General features: G+C 46.1%; 21 protein-coding genes. 9 read left to right on the top strand and 12 right to left on the bottom strand.

The window, feature by feature from the left end; all coding sequences use genetic code 11:
• The first annotated feature begins 5 nt into the window (after positions 1-5).
• From VC159_RS07765 to VC159_RS07755, 3 genes are all read left to right on the top strand, one after another.
• A complete protein-coding gene (locus VC159_RS07765; protein ID WP_215359660.1) occupies positions 6-2,402 on the top strand; it encodes a xanthine dehydrogenase family protein molybdopterin-binding subunit in 2,397 nt (798 codons plus the stop codon).
• 129 nt (positions 2,403-2,531) lie between these two features.
• Complete coding sequence (locus VC159_RS07760; RefSeq protein ID WP_216265030.1) at positions 2,532-3,308, top strand: 3-hydroxybutyrate dehydrogenase; 777 nt, start codon at positions 2,532-2,534, stop codon at positions 3,306-3,308.
• 107 nt (positions 3,309-3,415) lie between these two features.
• Complete coding sequence (locus VC159_RS07755) at positions 3,416-4,009, top strand: urate hydroxylase PuuD (protein WP_215359664.1); 594 nt, start codon at positions 3,416-3,418, stop codon at positions 4,007-4,009.
• A gap of 76 nt (positions 4,010-4,085) precedes the next feature.
• On the opposite strand, the gene VC159_RS07750 is transcribed toward VC159_RS07755, so the two are convergent.
• Genes VC159_RS07750 through VC159_RS07740 form a run of 3 tightly spaced genes read right to left on the bottom strand, consistent with a single transcriptional unit; the run spans position 4,086 to position 6,082 of the window.
• The gene (locus VC159_RS07750; RefSeq protein WP_323473231.1) at positions 4,086-5,255 is read right to left on the bottom strand and encodes an NAD(P)/FAD-dependent oxidoreductase; all 1,170 of its coding nucleotides are present in this window, start codon (positions 5,253-5,255) and stop codon (positions 4,086-4,088) included.
• A gap of 53 nt (positions 5,256-5,308) precedes the next feature.
• Positions 5,309-5,476, bottom strand: coding sequence for a rubredoxin (locus VC159_RS07745; RefSeq protein ID WP_068321654.1), 168 nt, complete (start codon positions 5,474-5,476; stop codon positions 5,309-5,311).
• Positions 5,477-5,536: 60 nt separating this feature from the next.
• The gene (locus tag VC159_RS07740; RefSeq protein ID WP_416350431.1) at positions 5,537-6,082 is read right to left on the bottom strand and encodes a rubrerythrin family protein; all 546 of its coding nucleotides are present in this window, start codon (positions 6,080-6,082) and stop codon (positions 5,537-5,539) included.
• 84 nt (positions 6,083-6,166) lie between these two features.
• Between VC159_RS07740 and VC159_RS07735 the strand changes: the two genes are divergently transcribed.
• Positions 6,167-7,072 carry a hydrogen peroxide-inducible genes activator gene (locus tag VC159_RS07735; protein ID WP_215321764.1) on the top strand — a complete coding sequence of 302 codons (906 nt, stop codon included), beginning with the start codon at positions 6,167-6,169 and terminating at the stop codon, positions 7,070-7,072.
• A gap of 71 nt (positions 7,073-7,143) precedes the next feature.
• On the top strand, positions 7,144-8,244 hold the full coding sequence (locus tag VC159_RS07730; RefSeq protein ID WP_215359672.1) for an alkene reductase: 1,101 nt from the start codon (positions 7,144-7,146) through the stop codon (positions 8,242-8,244).
• Positions 8,245-8,300: 56 nt separating this feature from the next.
• On the opposite strand, the gene VC159_RS07725 is transcribed toward VC159_RS07730, so the two are convergent.
• The 5 genes from VC159_RS07725 to VC159_RS07705 all read right to left on the bottom strand — a co-directional run bounded on the left by VC159_RS07725 (position 8,301) and on the right by VC159_RS07705 (position 11,272).
• A complete protein-coding gene (locus VC159_RS07725) occupies positions 8,301-8,477 on the bottom strand; it encodes a hypothetical protein (protein ID WP_215359674.1) in 177 nt (58 codons plus the stop codon).
• A 1-nt stretch (position 8,478) separates the two neighbouring features.
• Complete coding sequence (locus VC159_RS07720) at positions 8,479-9,015, bottom strand: cytochrome b (protein WP_215359676.1); 537 nt, start codon at positions 9,013-9,015, stop codon at positions 8,479-8,481.
• 95 nt (positions 9,016-9,110) lie between these two features.
• Positions 9,111-9,302 carry a hypothetical protein gene (locus VC159_RS07715; RefSeq protein ID WP_215359678.1) on the bottom strand — a complete coding sequence of 64 codons (192 nt, stop codon included), beginning with the start codon at positions 9,300-9,302 and terminating at the stop codon, positions 9,111-9,113.
• Between the two features lie 23 nt (positions 9,303-9,325).
• The gene (locus VC159_RS07710) at positions 9,326-10,078 is read right to left on the bottom strand and encodes a hypothetical protein (RefSeq protein ID WP_251367781.1); all 753 of its coding nucleotides are present in this window, start codon (positions 10,076-10,078) and stop codon (positions 9,326-9,328) included.
• Between the two features lie 48 nt (positions 10,079-10,126).
• On the bottom strand, positions 10,127-11,272 hold the full coding sequence (locus VC159_RS07705) for an alpha-hydroxy acid oxidase (protein WP_072582955.1): 1,146 nt from the start codon (positions 11,270-11,272) through the stop codon (positions 10,127-10,129).
• 148 nt (positions 11,273-11,420) lie between these two features.
• Here VC159_RS07705 and VC159_RS07700 point away from each other — a divergent pair, with 148 nt between their 5' ends.
• Both VC159_RS07700 and VC159_RS07695 read left to right on the top strand, forming a co-directional pair.
• Positions 11,421-12,323, top strand: coding sequence for a DMT family transporter (locus VC159_RS07700; protein WP_323473230.1), 903 nt, complete (start codon positions 11,421-11,423; stop codon positions 12,321-12,323).
• Positions 12,324-12,438: 115 nt separating this feature from the next.
• Positions 12,439-13,587, top strand: a complete 1,149-nt coding sequence (locus VC159_RS07695) for an aminotransferase class V-fold PLP-dependent enzyme (RefSeq protein ID WP_323473229.1) — start codon at positions 12,439-12,441, stop codon at positions 13,585-13,587.
• 78 nt (positions 13,588-13,665) lie between these two features.
• Here the strand turns inward: VC159_RS07695 and VC159_RS07690 are convergent, their stop codons facing one another.
• Positions 13,666-14,295 (bottom strand): FABP family protein, encoded by a 630-nt coding sequence (locus tag VC159_RS07690; protein ID WP_323473228.1) that lies wholly within the window; start codon positions 14,293-14,295, stop codon positions 13,666-13,668.
• 81 nt (positions 14,296-14,376) lie between these two features.
• Between VC159_RS07690 and VC159_RS07685 the strand changes: the two genes are divergently transcribed.
• The gene (locus VC159_RS07685; protein ID WP_323473227.1) at positions 14,377-14,655 is read left to right on the top strand and encodes a protein tyrosine phosphatase; all 279 of its coding nucleotides are present in this window, start codon (positions 14,377-14,379) and stop codon (positions 14,653-14,655) included.
• Between the two features lie 20 nt (positions 14,656-14,675).
• On the opposite strand, the gene VC159_RS07680 is transcribed toward VC159_RS07685, so the two are convergent.
• Positions 14,676-15,653, bottom strand: coding sequence for a DMT family transporter (locus VC159_RS07680; RefSeq protein ID WP_323473226.1), 978 nt, complete (start codon positions 15,651-15,653; stop codon positions 14,676-14,678).
• A 6-nt stretch (positions 15,654-15,659) separates the two neighbouring features.
• A complete protein-coding gene (locus tag VC159_RS07675) occupies positions 15,660-16,544 on the bottom strand; it encodes an NAD(P)H-hydrate dehydratase (RefSeq protein ID WP_323473225.1) in 885 nt (294 codons plus the stop codon).
• A 64-nt stretch (positions 16,545-16,608) separates the two neighbouring features.
• Here VC159_RS07675 and VC159_RS07670 point away from each other — a divergent pair, with 64 nt between their 5' ends.
• Positions 16,609-18,024: an MBL fold metallo-hydrolase gene (locus VC159_RS07670; RefSeq protein ID WP_323473224.1), complete on the top strand. Its 1,416-nt coding sequence runs from the start codon at positions 16,609-16,611 to the stop codon at positions 18,022-18,024.
• Between the two features lie 14 nt (positions 18,025-18,038).
• Here VC159_RS07670 and VC159_RS07665 read toward each other — a convergent pair whose 3' ends face one another.
• Entirely contained in the window at positions 18,039-18,776 is a 738-nt protein-coding gene (locus tag VC159_RS07665) for an ABC transporter substrate-binding protein (protein ID WP_323473223.1), read from the bottom strand.
• Positions 18,777-18,895: the final 119 nt, after the last annotated feature.

The raw sequence follows: 18,895 nt of genomic DNA, 5'->3' as shown, positions 1-18,895 counted from the left end.
GCGTTATGAATAAGCCAAGTGATTTAAAAGGAATGGTGCTTGATCCGGTAACAAATGATCAGCGTTATATTGGTCACAGTGAACCAAGACATGGTGCTCGACGCCTGCTTGAAGGCCAGGGCACTTACATCGATGATATTCAATTGCCTCGTATGGCGCATGTGGTGTTCTGGCGCTCCCCAGTAGCGCACATGAAAATCGGCAAAATTCATACAGAGTATGCTAGCAAGATGCCCGGTGTTCTTGCGGTTGTAGATGGCGTGCAAATGGCGAAAATTTGTAAGCCTTGGGTAGCCACTTTAGGTCACCTAGCTGGTATGAAGTCTGCCCCTCAACACGCCTTAGCAATTGATCGTGCTTGTTGGCAGGGTGAGCCGGTGGTGGCGGTCGTTGCAGAAACTAGAGCGCAGGCGGAAGATGCTTTGCAGCATATCGATGTTGAGTGGGAAGAGTTGCCGGCAGTCGTTTCCATGGAAACCGCGCTTGATGCAGATACTCCGGTTATTCATCCCGACCTTGGTGATAATTTATGTTTTACCCGTAGCCTCGATGTCGGTAATGTAGATGAAGTATTTGCAACTGCCGACGTAGTTGCAGAAGCTACTTTTGGATTTGGGCGTCACACAGGGGTAACGCTCGAGCCGCGCTGTCAAATTGCAGATTACAACCCAGGTGATCGTCGCCTTACTGTGTACCACTCGCAACAAGCGCCACACATGATGCAAGATTTGTATTGCCGTCAGTTTGGGCTTTCAGAATCAGATGTGCATGTCATTTGCAAGGATGTGGGCGGATCTTTTGGTATTAAGGTTCACGCCTATCCAGATGATTTCGCTACCGTAGGGCTAGCCATGATGCTTGAGCGCCCCGTGAAGTTTGTTGCAGACCGTCTTGAATCATTCACTAGTGATATTCATGCGCGTGAGCATCGCATTAAAGGACGTATAGCCGCCAATAAGGCGGGCGATATCTTGGCCTTTGAGATCGATGATCTGACTGCAATTGGTCCATACTCCATGTTCCCTAGAACTAGTGCTATTGAAGGCAATCAAGTCGTGAACTTGGTCGGTGGTCCTTATAAGCATCAAAACTATCGCGCTAAGCTGAATGTCGTTTTTCAGAATAAAACACCAACCTGTCAGTATCGTGGCGTAGGCCATCCGATTGCTTGTGCTGTGACCGAAGGCTTGGTAGATTTGGCTGCGCAAAAATTGCAAATGGATCCACTCGAGTTCCGTAAGCGCAATGTGATTCCGGATGACGCTTATCCCTGCTCCGGAATTTCTGGCATTAAGTTAGAAGTTCTCTCGCATGAGCAATGTTTGCGAACTATCGAAAAAATGATGGACTATTCCGCCCTGCGCAAAGAGCAGGCTGAGTTGCGCAAAAAAGGAATCTATCGCGGCATTGGATTTGCAACATTGATTGAGTTAACTAATCCAAGTCCCGCTTTTTATGGAGTGGGTGGCGCACGTATTGCCTCGCAGGATGGCGCTACTGTTCGCATGGATCCTAGCGGTGTGGTTTCGGTATTGATTGGTGTTGGTGAACAAGGTCAAGGTACTGAAGGTATCTATACCCAGATTGCTGCCGATGCTGTTGGGGTTCCAATCGATCAAGTACGTGTTATTACTGGTGATACCGATGTCACTCCTTATGGTGGAGGTACCTGGGCATCACGTGGAGCTGGTGTTGGCGGTGAAGCAGTTCTCTTGGCTTCTCAAGCCCTGCAAGAAAACATCATTAAACTTGCGGGCGCTATTTTGAATCGACCTGTTGCTGAATTAACTGCTCGTCGTGGATATATCCTTGATAAAGCGACTGGTGAGCAATTATTGCCCTTTAGTGAAGTGGGTAGAGTAGGTTATTTCCGTACAGATACTTTGCCGGCTGGATTTTCTGCTGATCTCATGGTGACGCGTCACTACACACAAAAAGAATATCCATTCATCTTTACGAATGGAGTGCAAGCGTCTTACGTTGAGGTTGATCCAGATACCGGCTTCGTGAAGCTATTGAAGCATTGGGCGGTAGAGGACTGTGGTCGCGTTATCAATCCAATGTTAGTCAACGAACAAGTGCGCGGTGCAATCGTTCAGGGTATTGGCGGCGTTCTGTTCGAAGAGTGCCTCTATGACGAAAGTGGTTTGTTGCGCAATGGCAGCATGGCGGATTACTTAGTGCCGATGGCTAATGAGATGCCGGATATTGAGGTTGCTCACGTCGAGACGCCTACCCAATCTTCCAAATTGGGTGCTAAAGGGGCGGGTGAGGCTGGTACAGCCGGAGCGCCAGGTGCAGTTCAAAACGCTATTAATGATGCCTTGGCACCATTAAATGCATCCGTCTTTGATCAGCCCATCACCTGTGAAAAGATCCTGCGGGCTCTCAAGAAAATCTAGCTTTAAATAGGCTTTGACCACCCTGGTGCATCACCTCCGGGGGTGGTTCAGCACATCCTGTAACATCAAGTTTTGGGGCCCATAAAGCAGTCTGCAGCCCTTTTTAGTTAACTTGATACGGTAAATGATATGTCCACATTAAAAGGTAAAACAGCCCTAGTTACTGGCTCTACTAGCGGTATTGGCTTAGGAATGGCTATTGCATTGGCTAAACAAGGCGTTAACATCATGGTCAATGGTTTTGGTGAGAAAGATGAAGCCATTGCTCAAATTAAAGCCTGTGGTGTAGAGGTTGATTACCATGGCGCTGATATGAGTAAGCCCGCGGAGATTGAAGACCTGATCAAGCAAACAGAGAAGCGTTTTGGCTCACTTGATATCTTGATTAATAACGCCGGCATTCAGTACACCGCGAACATTGAAGAGTTTCCAACAGATAAGTGGGATGCCATCATTGCTATTAATTTAAGTTCGGCATTTCACACAACACACCATGCCTTGCCTGGTATGAAAAAACGCAACTGGGGCCGCATTATTAATATCGCCTCAGTACATGGCTTAGTAGCTTCTACTCAGAAGGCTGCCTATGTTGCTGCTAAGCATGGCATTGTTGGATTGACTAAAGTGACGGCTTTGGAAAATGCGCGCACTGGTATTACTTGCAATGCAATTTGCCCGGGTTGGGTATTAACCCCGTTAGTTCAGAAACAGGTAGATGCTCGTGCAGAACGCGAAGGCATTTCTAATGAGGCCGCTAAGACTGCCTTGGTATCTGAAAAGCAGCCCTCTGGAGAGTTTGTGAGTCCAGAGCAATTGGCAGCCTTAGCGGTTTTCCTCTGTGGGCCAGACGCCTCTGAAGTTCGTGGAGTAGCTTGGAATATGGATGGCGGTTGGACAGCTCAATAAGAGCTAAGTCATTATTTTTAGTCAGAATTCTGGATTTCGGCCTGCACAAACAAAATCAGCAGAATCGTTTATAGTTAGACCCATTATTACTCATAGGAGATCCTTTCATGGCATCAATCTTGACCTCTTTAGGACGTACCGTTTTTGCGGGTTTTGTCCTCCTCGCCCTTATTATTTTGGCTTTAGGCGGTAACTTTAGTTCTGCCGAACTCCCATTTATTTTCCGTTGGTTGCACGTGATGTTTGGTGTGATGTGGATTGGTTTGCTCTGGTACTTTAACTTTGTGCAAATTCCATCAATGCCAAAGATTCCTGATGAGCAAAAGCCAGCTATTGGAAAAGTGATTGCTCCAGCAGCATTGTTCTGGTTCCGTTACGCAGCTTTGTTTACTGTGCTAACCGGTTTGATTGTTGCCGCTTTAAATGGTTACCTACACCAAGCATTTACATTGCAAGCTCCATTCCGCGCAATTGGTTTAGGTATGTGGATTGCTTTAGTAATGGCCTTTAACGTTTGGTTCATTATTTGGCCAAATCAAAAACGCGCTCTTGGCATCGTTGCTGTTGAAGCTGACGTTAAGGCAAAATCTGCTCGCGTTGCGATGTTGACATCCCGTTTAAATACATTGTTATCCGTACCAATGTTGTTCTTGATGGTTGCTCAATCACACAACACTACATGGTTTGTGATCGTTTCTTAATCACTACCAGTTGTAAAAATAAAAGGCCCGCATCGCGGGCCTTTTTGTTTGATCAATCAAATAAATTTCAGGGGATTTAAGCCAGAATAGCTGGCAGCTCCTTGGTGAGGGGGCCACGTTGTGCGGTAGCGGTACCCATCAATACAAAGCCCAACAACTTGCCGTCAGCCGATTCAAAACGAGACTCTAGACCACCTTCAACGGAGGTTGTCGTCCAATTGCCTTCGGCACCTTTAGCTGGCGGAGAAACGATGGTAGCCAAAGCGGGGGTTTTGACCATCACCGGCATCGCTGGATAGGTGAGTGCAGTAGTTTGTCCGATTAAGGTTGGCGCCAACGCTCTTGCTGCTTGCATGATGGGCATTACGTAAGGCAGGACTAAGCCGTCCACCTCTGCGCAATCTCCAATAGCAAAGATGTTTTTAATATTGGTTTCGAGTTCGCGGTTTACCTGAATGCCGGTTCCTGTGTTAATGCCACATGCTTTAGCTAATTCAATTCTAGGCTTCAGACCAACAGCCGATAAAAATACGTCGCAAGAGATTGTGTTGCCATTAGCTAGCGTGACCTGCAAAGAGTCTCCGTGACGATCAATTGCTTGCACGGTTGTAGAAAGGTGCCAACGCACGCCAGCCGCACTGAGCTTCTCCTGCAGCTCTAGAGCTGCAGCTTCAGGTAAGAGGCGACCCAGAGCTTGTGGAGCTAAGTCAATCACATCTACTTCATAACCGCCCAGTACTAGATCGTTGGCAAATTCACAGCCAATCAGGCCTGCACCCAGAATAGCAATCTTCTTTTTTCCATTAATTGCATTGCGAAAGCGTGCATAGTCTTCTAGATCATTTACTGTGATGACTTCGTTGGCAGCGCTCCCTTGTAGCGGGAGGCGAATTTGATCGGCACCCAATGCCATTACCAGTTTTCCATAAGGTACTTCACCTTTACTGGTATGAATGGTTTGCGCACTAGGATTAATTGAGATGACATCACACTCACCCAAGACAGTCATCTCTAGTTGCGTTGCCATGCCATCAGCTGGCGTAGAGATTAATTGTGCCGCTTCTTTCTTGCTTGCTAGAGCGGTGGAAAGCATGGGCTTTGAATAAAAATAACCAGGCTCACGCGTTACCAGGGTAATTGGAACTGCTTTATCCAATTTTCGGATTTCACGGATAACGGTGTAGCCAGCCAATCCGCTGCCAATGATGACGATTGCGGATTGGGATGGGGGGGTGGTTTGATCCAAAGCTGGGCTCCAAATAACGAATAGGTAAAGGGGGTAAAGGGTGCTGAAGTGGCTTAGCTTACTTGAACCATCTCAAAGTCTGCCTTTGCAACGCCGCAATCAGGGCATTCCCAATCTTCTGGCACATCAGCCCAGAGAGTTCCAGCTGGAATACCATCTTCGGGAATTCCTTTGGCTTCGTCATAAATATAGCCGCACACGATACATTGGTAAGTTTTCATTTTGATTCCTTAAATAGTCTATTGATTTTAAATTTAATTTCTAATTATTTCTGGATTCGTTTAATGAGCTGCAAAAACCTTAGCTTTTTCCAAAGCCTGCTTGTAATGGTTTGCATGACGCTCTTCAACGTTTGCTAACGCAGCGAAGCGTTTTGCTGCTTTTGCCAATACCGCCTGAAATTGCTCAGCATGCTCTTTAGATTCCGCAATTTGCTCATCAATTTCTTGTATGGCCGCAGCATTGCCTTCTTCGACTGCCGTTTTCCGAAAGGATGGGTACATCTCGGTGTATTCATAGGTTTCGCCTTCAATGGCAATCTCTAGGGCGCGTGCAGGAGTAATGGTGCCGGCAGGGTAGAGTAAGTCTAAGTGGCCAAAGGCGTGCATCACTTCTTGGTCAGCGGTAGCTTCAAAGATCTTTGCGGTTTCTTCGTCGCCAGCAGCGCGAGCTAATTTTGCAAAATAACGATATTTGATATGAGCCATAGATTCACCGGCAAAGGCGGACTCTAAGTTTTGGATGGTTTTGATTTCTGGGCGTGCCATTTTGATTCCTTTATTAAGACATACGGTTTGTTGAGTATTTTTTGCTGCTTTCTCAACCATGAATGCAGTGTGCGCCTTATTTATTGATCAGTCTAATGAATCATTATGATAGTATTTATCTAATTATTCGATAATGGAGGGGAAATGGCTTATTTACCGTCTTTAAGGCAGCTGGGGTATTTCGTTGCATTGGCGAAAGAGCTCAATTTCACACGCGCAGCTCAAGCCTGTTTTGTTGGCCAGTCGACTTTAAGTGCTGGTCTGAAGGAGTTGGAGGATGCATTGGGGATCCATTTGGTGGAACGCGATCGACAGAACGTATCCATCACTCCAATAGGTTTGGAGGTTCTTGAGCGTGCCAAGCTAATCTTGGCGGCATCTGAAGATTTAGTGGAGTATGCAGGCGCAACTGGTAAACCCATGACTGCCACAATTCGTTTGGGCGTCATACCAACTATCGCACCATTTCTATTGCCAACAGTGCTTCCGGAAATTCGTAGTCGTTTTCCAGAACTTAAAATTACACTCAGAGAAGATCTCACTGCTAATCTGCTCTCTAGATTAGCAGAGCATAAATTGGATTTTGCTTTGATAGCACTTCCATATGATGTTGAGGGTCTTCTCGTTCAGGAATTATTTGACGACCATTTTTGGTTGGTTGCCAAGGAGGGGGATCCCGCCTTGAAGGGAAAAGAAGTGACCTTACCTGCCAAGATGGCCGAACGCCTCTTGCTGCTTGAAGAGGGGCATTGTCTACGAGAGCATAGTTTGCAAGCGTGCAAGCGCACTGACATTCGTAAGGCTGAGGGGATGGAAGCTACTAGCTTGTTGACCTTGTTGCAAATGGTGGAGTCTGGACTTGGTATTGCCCTGCTTCCTGGAATGGCCGTAAAAAGTAGTCTATTGAATAACTCTGAGTTAGTCGCAAAAGAGCTAGCCTCACCAGCACCCAAAAGAGTGATTGCTTTGGTTGCGCGACCCTCTACCGCACATACTCAAGAATTTAACGCGCTAGCAGATTGCATACGCGAACAATTTGGAACTGCATAATCACATCCTAAGCAATATTTGCTAATCCTTGTTACAGTCAACCCTCTTTTTACTTATTTAAAAGGCAGCAAATGTCAGGCAAAGAAATCATGTTCACTCCGGTAAATCTGGGGGCACTTCATTTAAAAAACCGTTTAGTGATGGCACCGCTCACGCGAATGCGTGCAGTTGATGGTGATGTTCCTAATCCATTAGCTAAAACCTATTACGCACAACGTGCGAGTGCCGGACTCATTATTACCGAGGCAACACAGATTTCTCCATTGGGTAAGGGTTACCCAGCGACGCCTGGAATCTATTCGGTGGAACAAACCGCTGCATGGAAAGAGATTATTGGGGCAGTTCATGCCAAGGGTGGTTCGATTGTTGCGCAGCTGTGGCACGTGGGCCGCATCTCCCATTCTTCCTTGCATCCAGAGCAGGGTGTACCTGAGGCGCCCTCTGCAATTGCTGCGGCTGGTCAAACGTATGGCGCAGATTGGAAGTTGCATGATTATGAGACTCCAACGGCAATGAGTTTGGAAGATATCGCTCGCTTGCTCAAAGAGTTTGAGGCGGCAGCGCAGAATGCAAAAGCTGCAGGCTTTGATGGTATTGAAATTCACTCGGCCAATGGCTACTTGCTGGATCAGTTCTTGCAAGACAAAACTAATCAACGTACGGATGAATATGGCGGCTCGATTGATAATCGCCTGCGCCTATTGGGTCAAGTGATCGAGGCTGTAAGCAAAGTATTCCCGAGCGATAAAGTGGGAGTTCGCCTGTCACCATACGGCACTTTTAACGATATGGGTGATAGCGATCCGGTAGCATTGTTCACTGCTGCAATTAAGAAGCTCAATGGCTATAACTTAGCTTACGTGCATATGATTGAGCCTCGCTCAACCAGTGCTGGCGGTGGCGATCAAGTCTTTGAAGATGCTCCTATTACCTCAGAGATGTTCCGTGCTGCTTATCAGGGAAAATTCATCACCGCTGGTGGCTACGATCAGGCAATGGGTGAGAAGGTGTTAGAAGATGATTTGGCTGATGCAGTTGCTTATGGCCGTCTCTATATTTCTAATCCAGATTTAGCGGAGAGATTTCAGCAGGGTGCCAAACTAAATCCATACAACCGCGCTACTTTTTATGGTGGTGAAGAGGTGGGCTATACAGACTATCCAACTCTGTAATAGAAACCCCAGAGTCTTGGGGTGCTGAATAAATAATCCCACCCAAAGAGGTGGGATTATTTTTTGTCTTCTGGGTCTTTAAGAAGGCCGTATTGGTTTGCTACAAGTAAAAAGGCAAGAGACGCGCAACCCATAGCAAAAAATTGCCATTGATGCAGCATCGCGGTGCCCACCACCGTCATTAAGACGGTCCAGCCTATTGCCATCTTGGCTTTTTTAGAGAGAGGTTTCATTTTAGGGATTAACTTTATTCAACATACGACGAAGTGTATCGTCCTTTACAACGTAATGTTGCCATAAGCCTGCTAAAGCATGAATACCAATCAAAAAGTAGAGCGAGTTTCCTAAAAATTCATGGATCCCTTCAACTACTTTCTTCATCTCTGGATTAGGGGTGACTAGCTGAGGCCACACCAAGCCAAAGAAGTGGATATCTTTGCCGCCATACTGAAAATATAAGATGCCAAAGATGGGCGATATCAAGAGTAGGGCATACAGCAGCCAATGCATTACCTTGGCTAATGAAATGAATAAAGCCTTTGGGTTTGTGGGCTCAGGAACGCCATAAGTCAAACGGATGATGAGGCGAAGAGCCATAGCTATAAAAATGAGCTGCCCAATAACGCCATGGATTGATTTGCATAGCTCACGAGGCTCGCTGCCTTTGGGAAACTGTCCTTTGAGCTCAATCACTACAAAAGCAGCGACCACCAGGAAGAAAACAAGCCAATGAAAGAAGATGGAGGCAGGGTGGTATTTGGTTTTCGGCATTGCATATGGATGTTAAGTGAATTCATCACAAATAATAATGAATCTCATTAACATTATTAATGCCGGGGACTTTAACCCCTAGGGGGTATTTAAATCTAGTTATTGAGTCTAACCTTGGCGCTGAGCTCATTTACTAGGCCACGCTTATCTATTTGTGAGAGCCTAAGAGCCTCAACTTCAAAATCTAGCTGACCAGGATGGAATTCCTCATCATTCTGCAGATCGATGACATAAGTCCACACCAGTTCGCGACCACGGTTTTTAAAAACATCTACTACTCGTTTCATCTGGACCGCCTTTATGGTAAAGCTTATTGATTGCCGATGGATGGATTGGCAATTTTCATCTGTTGGCTTAGGTTGTTTTTTAGCGCCACTAAGTTTCTCGCTTCAATCCGAATGACTCCACCCCTTGGGCTATCAATGTCAGCAATCAAAAAGAAAGATACCGAGATAACAAAAGGGAAGATCATGAATAGACCGACGTTCTTCTCAAAATTCCGCGCGCCAAATCCAACCAAAAGATTTGCGCAAATAGCGATTGCTGCCATCAATGCCCAAGCCGTAAGAGGGATGCGATTCCACCAAGCTGCTTGTACATAGCCTTGAGAATTCAAAACATCATTCATACCTGAGGCAACTAATGCAATAGAGGCGGTGTGTTGCGTGCGAACATTGGGCAAAATCTCATTCCAAAGGGCGGTTTGCAGTTGATCTGTTTTACTGCGAATCTCTTCAATCTTTTCGGAGGGCTGCTTGGAATAAAACAAAATACGTTGATCTACATATTGAAGTAAGAGGTCCTTGGTTGCCGCTGCAGCCTTTGGGGGTAGTAGATCAGCCCTTAAGAATTCGGTGCCAATGGCATTCGCCTCGCCTTCCTCAAAGATCTCGCGCTGATCATGGCGATTAATGGCCATTGAGAAGGTAAAGCCAATAATTAATGCCAGCAAGGTTAGGGTGGCAGTCTGAATAATGCCGAGATCTGCAGATGTCTCAGTATCTTTTGTACGGTAGCGACTCAGTGCGGCATATCCAAACCAAACAGAGAAGGCAAATACCATAAGTGAGACACCAAAGACAGCAAGAGGGTAGTTGAGGATAGGGAAAATTTAAAAGGTTCCTGGATACAAAATATCTTTAGTCACATTCTGAATATCGCGATGGCCTGTGAATGCCATGGTGATATCCAACTCATTGTGAATTAACTCTAAACACTTGGTGACACCAGCCTCACCCATGGCTCCTAAGCCATATAGGAAAGGGCGACCAATCATCGTGCCGCGTGCGCCTAAGGCCCATGCTTTTAAAACATCTTGACCTGAGCGAATACCACCATCCATCCATACTTCAATATCTTTACCAACAGCATCCACAATTCCAGGTAAAGCCTGAATGCTAGAAATCGCCCCATCTAATTGACGGCCGCCATGGTTAGAGACAATTAAAGCATCAGCGCCTGAATTTGCTGCCAAGCGCGCATCACCTTCATCTAAGATGCCTTTGATAATGAGCTTTCCACCCCAGAGTTTTTTAATCCATTCCACATCACCCCAGTTGAGGCCCGGATCAAATTGTTCTGCAGTCCAAGAGGACAGTGAAGACATATTGCCAACACCAGTAGCGTGACCGACAATATTGCGAAAGGTTCTGCGTGGCGTCATAGCCATACCCAAGCACCAGCGTGGCTTAGTCGCCATATTAATCATATTGGCAATCGTCAGTTTAGGAGGGGCGGAGAGACCATTCTTTAGATCCTTGTGACGTTGACCTAAGATTTGCAAATCCAGAGTCAAAACCAGTGCGGAACATTTGGCGGCTTTAGCGCGCTCAATCAAGCGCTCAATAAAACCGCGATCTTTCATGACGTAGAGTTGGAACCAAAATGGTTTTGTGGTGTGCTCCGCCACATCTTCAATTGAGCAAATGCTCATAGTAGATAAGCAAAATGGCACACCAAACTTTTCAGCAGCCTTGGCTGCCAAAATTTCACCATCGGCATGTTGCATGCCAGTAAGGCCTGTAGGTGCCAGCGCTACTGGCATTGCAACCTCTTGGCCAATCATGGTTGTCTTGGTGGTGCGGTTAGTCATATTGACCGCTACACGCTGACGCAATTTAATCTTTTGAAAATCGGATTCATTGGCGCGATATGTTGACTCGGTCCATGATCCAGAGTCTGCATAGTCGTAGAACATCTTAGGGGTGCGCTTTTGATGGAGGACCCGCAAGTCTTCTATATTGGTAATGATTGCCACAATGTATCCTTCTTTTTGATGCTATTTTGTAGAAGCAAAATCTTAATTTAAGCTCTATCTTAGCAATACCGGGGATTTGTTTCTACAATGCTAGGGTATCCCTTGCTTGGGGACCTCAAATAACTACTTCCCCATTAAGCCCCTCTGTATGTACCAACTGAATTTCGCCACCATTGCCTACTTGCTCACAGCTACCGCTTTATGGGCAGGCAATGCAATCGCTGGGCGAGTATTGGTTGGAAGCATCTCCCCAATTACCTTAAGCGCAGTCCGCTGGGGATTGGCTGCCTTACTGTTACTTCCTTTGGGTTGGCGTGTATTCATGCCGGGAAGTGCCTTATGGCAAAACAAGAAACGTTTCCTCCTTTTGGGTTTATTTGGGGTTGGTAGTTACAACGTACTGTTATATCTCGCCCTGCAAACATCTACCGCTATTAACGTCACCTTGATCGGCGCTAGTATGCCCATTTGGATGCTGTTCATTGGTGCAGTGTTTTATCAAGTAAAGCCCAGCATCTTGCAGATGATTGGCGCAGTAGTGAGTTTGCTGGGTGTTGGCATTGTGCTTACCCGTGGAGACCTGTCGGCCTTGCTGTCTATGCAAATGGTAGTAGGCGATCTTTTAATAATGTTAGCCACTATCTTGTGGGCCTTTTATAGTTGGATGTTAAGTCGTCCAGGCACCAGCACAGAACGCCAATGGCCATGGGCTGAATTTTTAATGGCGCAGGTGACGGTGGGTTTATTGTGGACAGGATTTTTTGATGGTTTTGAAATCGCGGCTGGTCATGCTTTTCTGGATCTCAATTGGTGGACCGCCTCCTTAATTGTCTTTGTCGCCATTGGTCCCTCCTTAATTGCTTATCGCTGCTGGGGTCTGGGCGTGAATGGAGCAGGGCCTACGGTTGCCGCTTTTTTTGCTAATTTCATACCCTTATTTACTGCGCTTTTATCGGCCGCCATGCTAGGTGAGCCTCCCCAACTATTTCATGGGCTTGCCTTTGGTCTGATTGTGGCGGGTATTGTTATTTCCTCGAAAAAGAAAAAGTAAAACTCCCAAAACTGGCAAAAACGCCCTTTTAAGCAGGGTTTTGGACCGCAGTCCCCAAAAAAGACTTAAATCGGTATCATTTAGGGCTAATCACAGAAATCCCTAGGAAATTACTATGCCAGGCTTACTCCCCAATGTTGATCCAGATGGTTTATTAGAGTTCTCGGTTGTTTATACCGACCGCTCCTTGAATCACATGTCTGAAGAGTTCAAGCGCGTGATGGTGGACATTTCGAGTGTCCTTAAGGATGCTTACAACGCTAGCTCTGCAGTCATCGTTCCCGGTAGTGGAACTTTTGGCATGGAAGCAGTAGCCCGCCAATTTGCCAACAATGAAAAATGCTTGGTCTTACGTAATGGTTGGTTTAGCTATCGCTGGACGCAAATCTTTGATTTGGCCAACATCACTAAAGACGTGACGGTTATCAAAGGTCATCAGCTAGAAGACTCAACACAGGGCGTATTTGCACCAGCTCCAATCGAAGAAGTAGTTGCCTTCATCAAGAAAGAAAAACCAGCGGTGGTATTTGCGCCGCACGTGGAAACTTCTGCCGGCATTATTCTTCCAGATGACTACCTCAAAGCAGTCGGTGAGGCAGTGCGCTCTGTAAACGGTTTGTTTGTGTTGGATTGCATTGCTTCTGGCGCAATGTGGGTTGATATGAAGGCTTGTAATGTTGATGTATTAATTACTGCACCTCAAAAAGGTTGGAGTAGTTCCCCATGCTGCGCATTGATCGCTCTAGGCGACCGCGCACGTGAGCACATTGATGCAACCCAAAGCAGTAGCTTTTCTATGGATCTCAAAAAGTGGCTTCAGATTATGGAAGCATATGAAAAGGGTGGTCATGTGTATCACACCACTATGCCTACTGATGCTTTAAAGATTTTGCGCAATGTAATGAAGGAAACTCAGTCACTTGGCTTCGCAGCGTTAAAGGAAAAGCAAATAGAGTTGGGCACGAAAGTTCGTAACCTATTGGTTTCTCAAGGATATAGCTCAGTATCCGCTAAGGGCTTTCAGGCCCCTGGCGTGGTCGTAAGCTATACCAAAGATCCTGATATTCAGTCTGGTAAGAAGTTCATTGCTTTAGGTTTGCAAACTGCAGCGGGCGTACCACTGCAGTGCGATGAAAGACCGGACTTCCGTACTTTCCGTATCGGTTTGTTTGGCCTAGAAAAATTGGCGCACGTAGATCGTACTGTTGGTCTTCTTGCTACCGCATTAGAAAAAATTACCGAGACTGAAGCGCAGCCTGCGTAAACAAGTAAAGTAGTTCAGCATTAAGAAATAAAGGCCATCATCTGATGGCCTTTATTGCATTCTAAGGTGATGCTGCACCTATCTAGCTAGGGGATTGGGAGTGGCTTCCCCGATCTTGTGCAGGGTGTTGTTATCAACATGATGAAATAGCGCTGCTTGATCTTTAATCTTCATCACCGTATCTTGTTCATAAGACCAAGTGCCATCATCATTGATCGATACCTGAATACGAAACTCAACCGTTCTGAAGGCGTAATCTAAAAATGGATTGGATGAGATACCCGCACAGCGATCATCTTCTTTTGCGTGCAATTCAAATTGCCTAGCATTTGCAGCAGCGTTACCAGAAGCCATCGTAATCATGCCTCGAGGAATGGTCAGTGTATGAATGATGTTGCCAGTTGCGGGCTCCCATAGCCAATATCCTACTTGGTCATGATAGGTCTTTACTTGATCGGGTTTGGTGATGTGGGTGTGGTATCTCAAACCATAAAATAGCTGAGGGCCATTCGTTTGGGGGTCAATTGGTTGAAGCTCAATTCTCTCCACATAAGCTTGCTTCTTTGGTCCTTCGGCTTTGGGCTTTACATCAAGGCCGCGAACACCTTCCCAGATTCCAGCCATACCAGTCAAAGGCCCAAGCTGCTCCAGGGTGTTGACTGAGTAGCCTTGGGGCTCGGTAAAGATGTCATCCGAAAAATCACTCATAAGCAACCTTTTAAAAATGAAGCATTTTTCTCAAATATTTGAGTATTATTAAATTATCCACAAACTATCTTGGAGAATTACATGATTTCTCGTATCGCGCGCTTGAGCCTGGCAACCCTGATTTCTGCTGCTATCGGTATCACACCTATCTCCGTGATGGCTGCTGATCCAGCTCCTGCACCTGCACCAGTGGCCGCACCTGCTGCCCCTCCAGTAGCTGCACCTGCCGCCACTCCGGCTGAGAAGTCTGCTGAGAAAAAAGCAAAGAAAAAAGCAAAGAAAGAAAAGAAAGCTGAGAAAAAAGCTAAAAAGAAATCCAAAAAGAAAGCTAAAGCAGCAGCTGACGCTGCAGCTCAGTAAGCTACAGAAATCACCCCCTCTTAATTGAGGGGTTCTGCACCATCGAAGTCATCAGATCTTTTGGGGTCTGGTGACTTTTTTGTAGGTGCATCATTGCGCACTAACAGCCACATTGCGGCCATCACCAAAGTCATGCCGCTAATTTGCGTCCAAGTGATTGGCTCGGCCAGAATGAGATATCCCATAAAGATAGTGGAGACTGGGCCAAGTATCCCGGCTTGAGCCACTAGTGGAGATCCGATGCGGTTAATGGCGATCATAATCAGCAGCATTGGAATAACGGTGCATAAGCTGGCATTCAGTAAGCTAAACCAATAAATAGGTAGGGGCTGCTCAAATATGGCTATTGGGTTGTGGATGGTTGACTGCGCGATGCTTAAGAAAGCCGAGGCTGAGCTGGCATAGACGACTAAGCGCACGCTACCAATACGCTTTACCATTTCTCCGGCGCCAATCATGTAGGCCGCATAGGAGCAGGCGCTGCCGAACACGAGAGCCATGCCTAACCAGGCATCAATGCCGGTGGAACTCGCATCTTGAATAAAGACGATAAACACTCCAATGTAGCCAACGATAAGTGAGAACCACTGTAGTTGAGATACGGGTTTCCTTAAAACAAAATACGAGATTAATAAAACAATAGTTGGCGTGAGGTAAAGAACAATTCTTTCTAGGCCAACTGAGATGTATTGCAGCCCTAAGAAATCAATGTAGCTGGATAAAAAGTAACCTAAAAATCCCAGGAAAAATAATTTAGTGCGATCGAGCCAGGTGATCGGGCTCATCGCACTACGGCGCGACTCCCACCAGAAAATTCCCCAAAACAGGGGAAGTGCCATAAGCATGCGTAACGCCAAAAGAGTCTCCGCATTTGCACCATAACCAAAAGCAAGCTTGACCAAAATCGCTTTGCCAGAAAACAGCATAGAGCCTACTCCGGCCATCAAAATGCCATAGAGGTAACGTCGGTGATGATGTGCTGCGCTTGCTGAATGCATAACGATTTATAACAGCTTATTGAGTAGCGCTCGCATTTCTAAAATGGTCTCAGAGGGGGTTAGACCTATCGGGCCAATCCCCTTGTTCACTAAGCTATCTGCAGCGCTAGCGTGTAGCTCAACTGCAATCCCAGTAGCTTGCCATAAATTCAGTTGATGTCGAATTCCTTGAGCGGCGATAGCGGCAATGCTTCCCGTCAGAATATCCCCCATGCCTCCAGTGCCCATTCCGGGATTTCCAGCAAGGCATTGAACCGGAGGATGTTGTGGGGAGGCAATCAAAGTATGTTGTCCTTTAAGAACCACAATCGATTGCGTGAGCTCAACCAATTGTTTAATTGCGCTCACACGATCTGATTGCACAATTTCTGTTGTGGTCTTCAAAAGTTTTGCGGCCTCGCCAGGGTGAGGGGCAAGTACAGCAAACTCTGGAAGTGCTTGATTACGACTTTGTAGTTTCTCAAGTAGTTCAGTGGATTCGCTGATTAAGTTGAGGGCATCAGCATCAATTACCAGTGGAATGTCGGGATATAAAAGTGTTGCACCTAGGCATTGAATTGCTAAAGCGGATTTTCCAAGGCCTGGGCCAATAGCAATAACATCAGGCTGTGTGGCATTCAGTGTTTCATGAATATTATCTGTAGCAAGGCGAATCATGAGTTCGGGGTGATCAATATTTACACGTGCTGAAGCAGGATCTAAAATTTCTAAGATCGTCCAGCCGGCACCTAGATGTAAGCATGCATTGCCCGCCAAAATCAGGGCGCCAGCCATTCCTGGTGCACCGCCCATTAAAACGACTTTGCCTGCGCTACCTTTATGTTCTGACGGTTGGCGCCGCAGCAGTTTCACAAGCTTGAGGGTGTCTAAGGTCACAGGTTGCGGATTCATTCATATAGTATCGCTCTGATTTCAGGGGTATTGAGCTAATTATAGGAAAGAGTATCCTAAACCCATGAAGATCCAATTTTTTGGTGCAGCAGGAGAGGTAACAGGCTCACGCCATTCGGTTGAGGTCATGCTGTCTGGAAAGCTAAGACATTTCATGGTTGACTATGGAATGTTTCAAGGTGGGCGCGAAGCAACAAATAAGAATCTCGAGCCATTACCATTCTCGCCAAAGGATATTGATTTCGTGGTGCTAACGCATGCGCATATCGACCATAGCGGTTTATTACCCCGCCTATGTGCTCAAGGTTTTTCGGGAGCTATCTACTGTACAAATGCCACCTTTGAACTATTGAAAATTCTTTTACTGGATAGCGCCCATTTACAGCGTGCAGATGTAGAGAGGGCGGAGAGGAGGATAAAGGCAGGAAAGTGGCATGGAGAGGTTCCTGTTGCCTTGTATTCCAGGGAAGAGGTCGAAATAACCTTGAATCAGTTTCAGTCGCTCGATTATGGACAAGTGACGGAATTAGCGCCGGGAGTATCCCTAGAGTTTCGTAATGCAGGTCATATATTAGGTTCTGCTATCGCCATAATGAATATTTCAGAGGATGGCGTGAAGAAAAAGTGTTGCGTCTTCTCCGGTGATATTGGCATGAAGGGTAAGGTCTTAATGCCTGACCCCGATTTGATTAAAGATGCTGATGTAGTTGTTGTGGAATCGACCTATGGCGACCGCCTGCACCGTAGTTTGCAAGATACTGAAGACGAGTTAGTTGAGGTAGTTTCCTCAACTATGACCGCACACGGTAATGTAGTGATGCCTGCCTTTGCGGTAGGGCGTACCCAAGAGATTTTATTTCTCTTGATTGACTTAGTTAAAAGAGGGCGTTTACCTCATTTAAGTATTTGGGTGGACTCACCAATGGCTACTGCAGCCACTCATTTAACCCAACATTTTTTCTCGCAATTGGATGGGAACTCGCAGGCAACTTTTACTTGGTTTAAAAACAACCAAGATGCGGTAGATCTTCGCTTCATTGCAGACGTGGAAGAGTCAAAGGCTCTGAATAAGGTTAAGGGTGGTGCAATCATTATTTCAGCGAGCGGTATGTGTGATGCTGGTCGCATAGTTCATCACTTAGCTAGTAATTTACCTCGCACGCAAAATGCTATTGTGATCACTGGATTCCAGGCATATGGGAGTCTCGGTAGGCGTTTAGTGGACAAAGCGCAGAAAGTACGATTGTTTGGTGAGGATGTTCCTGTTAAGGCCTCAATACATACGATTGGTGGATTATCTGCCCATGCTGATCAAGCAGGCTTGTTAGATTGGCTTAGAGGATTTGAGCGGTCGCCAAAAACCGTTTTTGTAGTGCACGGTGAGCCTGAATCATCTTCTGTATTGGCTAAATGCATCAGGGATGAATTACATTGGGAAAACGTCATCATCCCTGAGCGTTTGCATACTTATCAGTGCTAATTTAATTAGCTTATTTAGTCGGCTACTTTTGCGCCTTGGATATTGTGCCGTTTCATGGCATCCGCTATAAAGCCAGATTGCTTTAACTCTGTAATAACATTGCTTAAGTAGGCGCTAGTAATTTGGTAGTTGGGCCTAGCCTTCGGTATGCCAATCGCTTGATTAATCACCATGAAACGACCGGGTAGCATGCGTAAGCCCTCATAGCGCTTGGCATCACTTTCTAGCTGTTGTTTTACGCCCGCTGCGACATTTCCTGCTCCAGACATGAAGTCATCAAGCACTGCTTGTGAGCTTGCGGCTCTGAGTAGGGCGGCATTCTTAATCTCACGCGTAAGGTAGAGATCATAGGCGCTGCCTTTGCCAACTACGATTTCATTACCAGCGGCATCCACTTCATCATTCAGATTTAATGGGGATGAGACTTTCACCATATAGGCCCCTTCAATTTGAATATAGGCTGGGGTATAGCTAATATCAGCGCCACGAACTGGATCGATCGCCACAAATACTAAATCGATTTCACCGGTCTTTACGGCATCGACTGTTGCCCCCGCCGTTTTGAAGGGAATCAATTGCACAGGCAATGAAGTGCGCTTCCCGATCTCACTAGCGATATCAATCGTTACGCCATATAAATTTTTTGAGATTAGATCTTCATTGGCAAGAATTGGATTGCCTAAATTAATGCCAACCCGCAGAATACCAGTTGGTGCAAAGGAAGACAGAGTGGCCTGATCAATAGTTTTCATGGTCTTAGATGATTGGCTAATAGCAAGTTGCGATACGCACAAAAGTGCAAAATATAGGAGCGAGGAAAATATCAACTTCATTAAAATATGGAGATAAAAAAACCGCGGCGGTCCGCGGT

It is taken from the genome of Polynucleobacter sp. JS-JIR-II-c23 (assembly GCF_035011225.1).
GTDB lineage: Bacteria > Pseudomonadota > Gammaproteobacteria > Burkholderiales > Burkholderiaceae > Polynucleobacter.
The sequence above is the reverse complement of the archived record's forward strand: the minus strand, read 5'-3'. Positions and strand labels throughout refer to the sequence as shown.

What these genes read in the sequence shown, in the direction of transcription:
- VC159_RS07700 (WP_323473230.1), top strand. Translation starts at nt 11,421, where the DNA reads ATGTACCAACTGAATTTCGCCACCATTGCCTACTTGCTCACAGCTACC.
- VC159_RS07765 (WP_215359660.1), top strand. Translation starts at nt 6, where the DNA reads ATGAATAAGCCAAGTGATTTAAAAGGAATGGTGCTTGATCCGGTAACA.
- VC159_RS07745 (WP_068321654.1), bottom strand. Translation starts at nt 5,476, where the DNA reads ATGAAAACTTACCAATGTATCGTGTGCGGCTATATTTATGACGAAGCC.
- VC159_RS07665 (WP_323473223.1), bottom strand. Translation starts at nt 18,776, where the DNA reads ATGAAAACTATTGATCAGGCCACTCTGTCTTCCTTTGCACCAACTGGT.
- VC159_RS07680 (WP_323473226.1), bottom strand. Translation starts at nt 15,653, where the DNA reads ATGCATTCAGCAAGCGCAGCACATCATCACCGACGTTACCTCTATGGC.
- VC159_RS07715 (WP_215359678.1), bottom strand. Translation starts at nt 9,302, where the DNA reads ATGAAACGAGTAGTAGATGTTTTTAAAAACCGTGGTCGCGAACTGGTG.
- VC159_RS07735 (WP_215321764.1), top strand. Translation starts at nt 6,167, where the DNA reads ATGGCTTATTTACCGTCTTTAAGGCAGCTGGGGTATTTCGTTGCATTG.
- VC159_RS07685 (WP_323473227.1), top strand. Translation starts at nt 14,377, where the DNA reads ATGATTTCTCGTATCGCGCGCTTGAGCCTGGCAACCCTGATTTCTGCT.
- VC159_RS07725 (WP_215359674.1), bottom strand. Translation starts at nt 8,477, where the DNA reads ATGAAACCTCTCTCTAAAAAAGCCAAGATGGCAATAGGCTGGACCGTC.
- VC159_RS07730 (WP_215359672.1), top strand. Translation starts at nt 7,144, where the DNA reads ATGTCAGGCAAAGAAATCATGTTCACTCCGGTAAATCTGGGGGCACTT.
- VC159_RS07690 (WP_323473228.1), bottom strand. Translation starts at nt 14,295, where the DNA reads ATGAGTGATTTTTCGGATGACATCTTTACCGAGCCCCAAGGCTACTCA.
- VC159_RS07740 (WP_416350431.1), bottom strand. Translation starts at nt 6,082, where the DNA reads ATGGTTGAGAAAGCAGCAAAAAATACTCAACAAACCGTATGTCTTAAT.
- VC159_RS07670 (WP_323473224.1), top strand. Translation starts at nt 16,609, where the DNA reads ATGAAGATCCAATTTTTTGGTGCAGCAGGAGAGGTAACAGGCTCACGC.
- VC159_RS07720 (WP_215359676.1), bottom strand. Translation starts at nt 9,015, where the DNA reads ATGCCGAAAACCAAATACCACCCTGCCTCCATCTTCTTTCATTGGCTT.
- VC159_RS07710 (WP_251367781.1), bottom strand. Translation starts at nt 10,078, where the DNA reads ATGGTATTTGCCTTCTCTGTTTGGTTTGGATATGCCGCACTGAGTCGC.
- VC159_RS07695 (WP_323473229.1), top strand. Translation starts at nt 12,439, where the DNA reads ATGCCAGGCTTACTCCCCAATGTTGATCCAGATGGTTTATTAGAGTTC.
- VC159_RS07755 (WP_215359664.1), top strand. Translation starts at nt 3,416, where the DNA reads ATGGCATCAATCTTGACCTCTTTAGGACGTACCGTTTTTGCGGGTTTT.
- VC159_RS07675 (WP_323473225.1), bottom strand. Translation starts at nt 16,544, where the DNA reads ATGAATCCGCAACCTGTGACCTTAGACACCCTCAAGCTTGTGAAACTG.
- VC159_RS07760 (WP_216265030.1), top strand. Translation starts at nt 2,532, where the DNA reads ATGTCCACATTAAAAGGTAAAACAGCCCTAGTTACTGGCTCTACTAGC.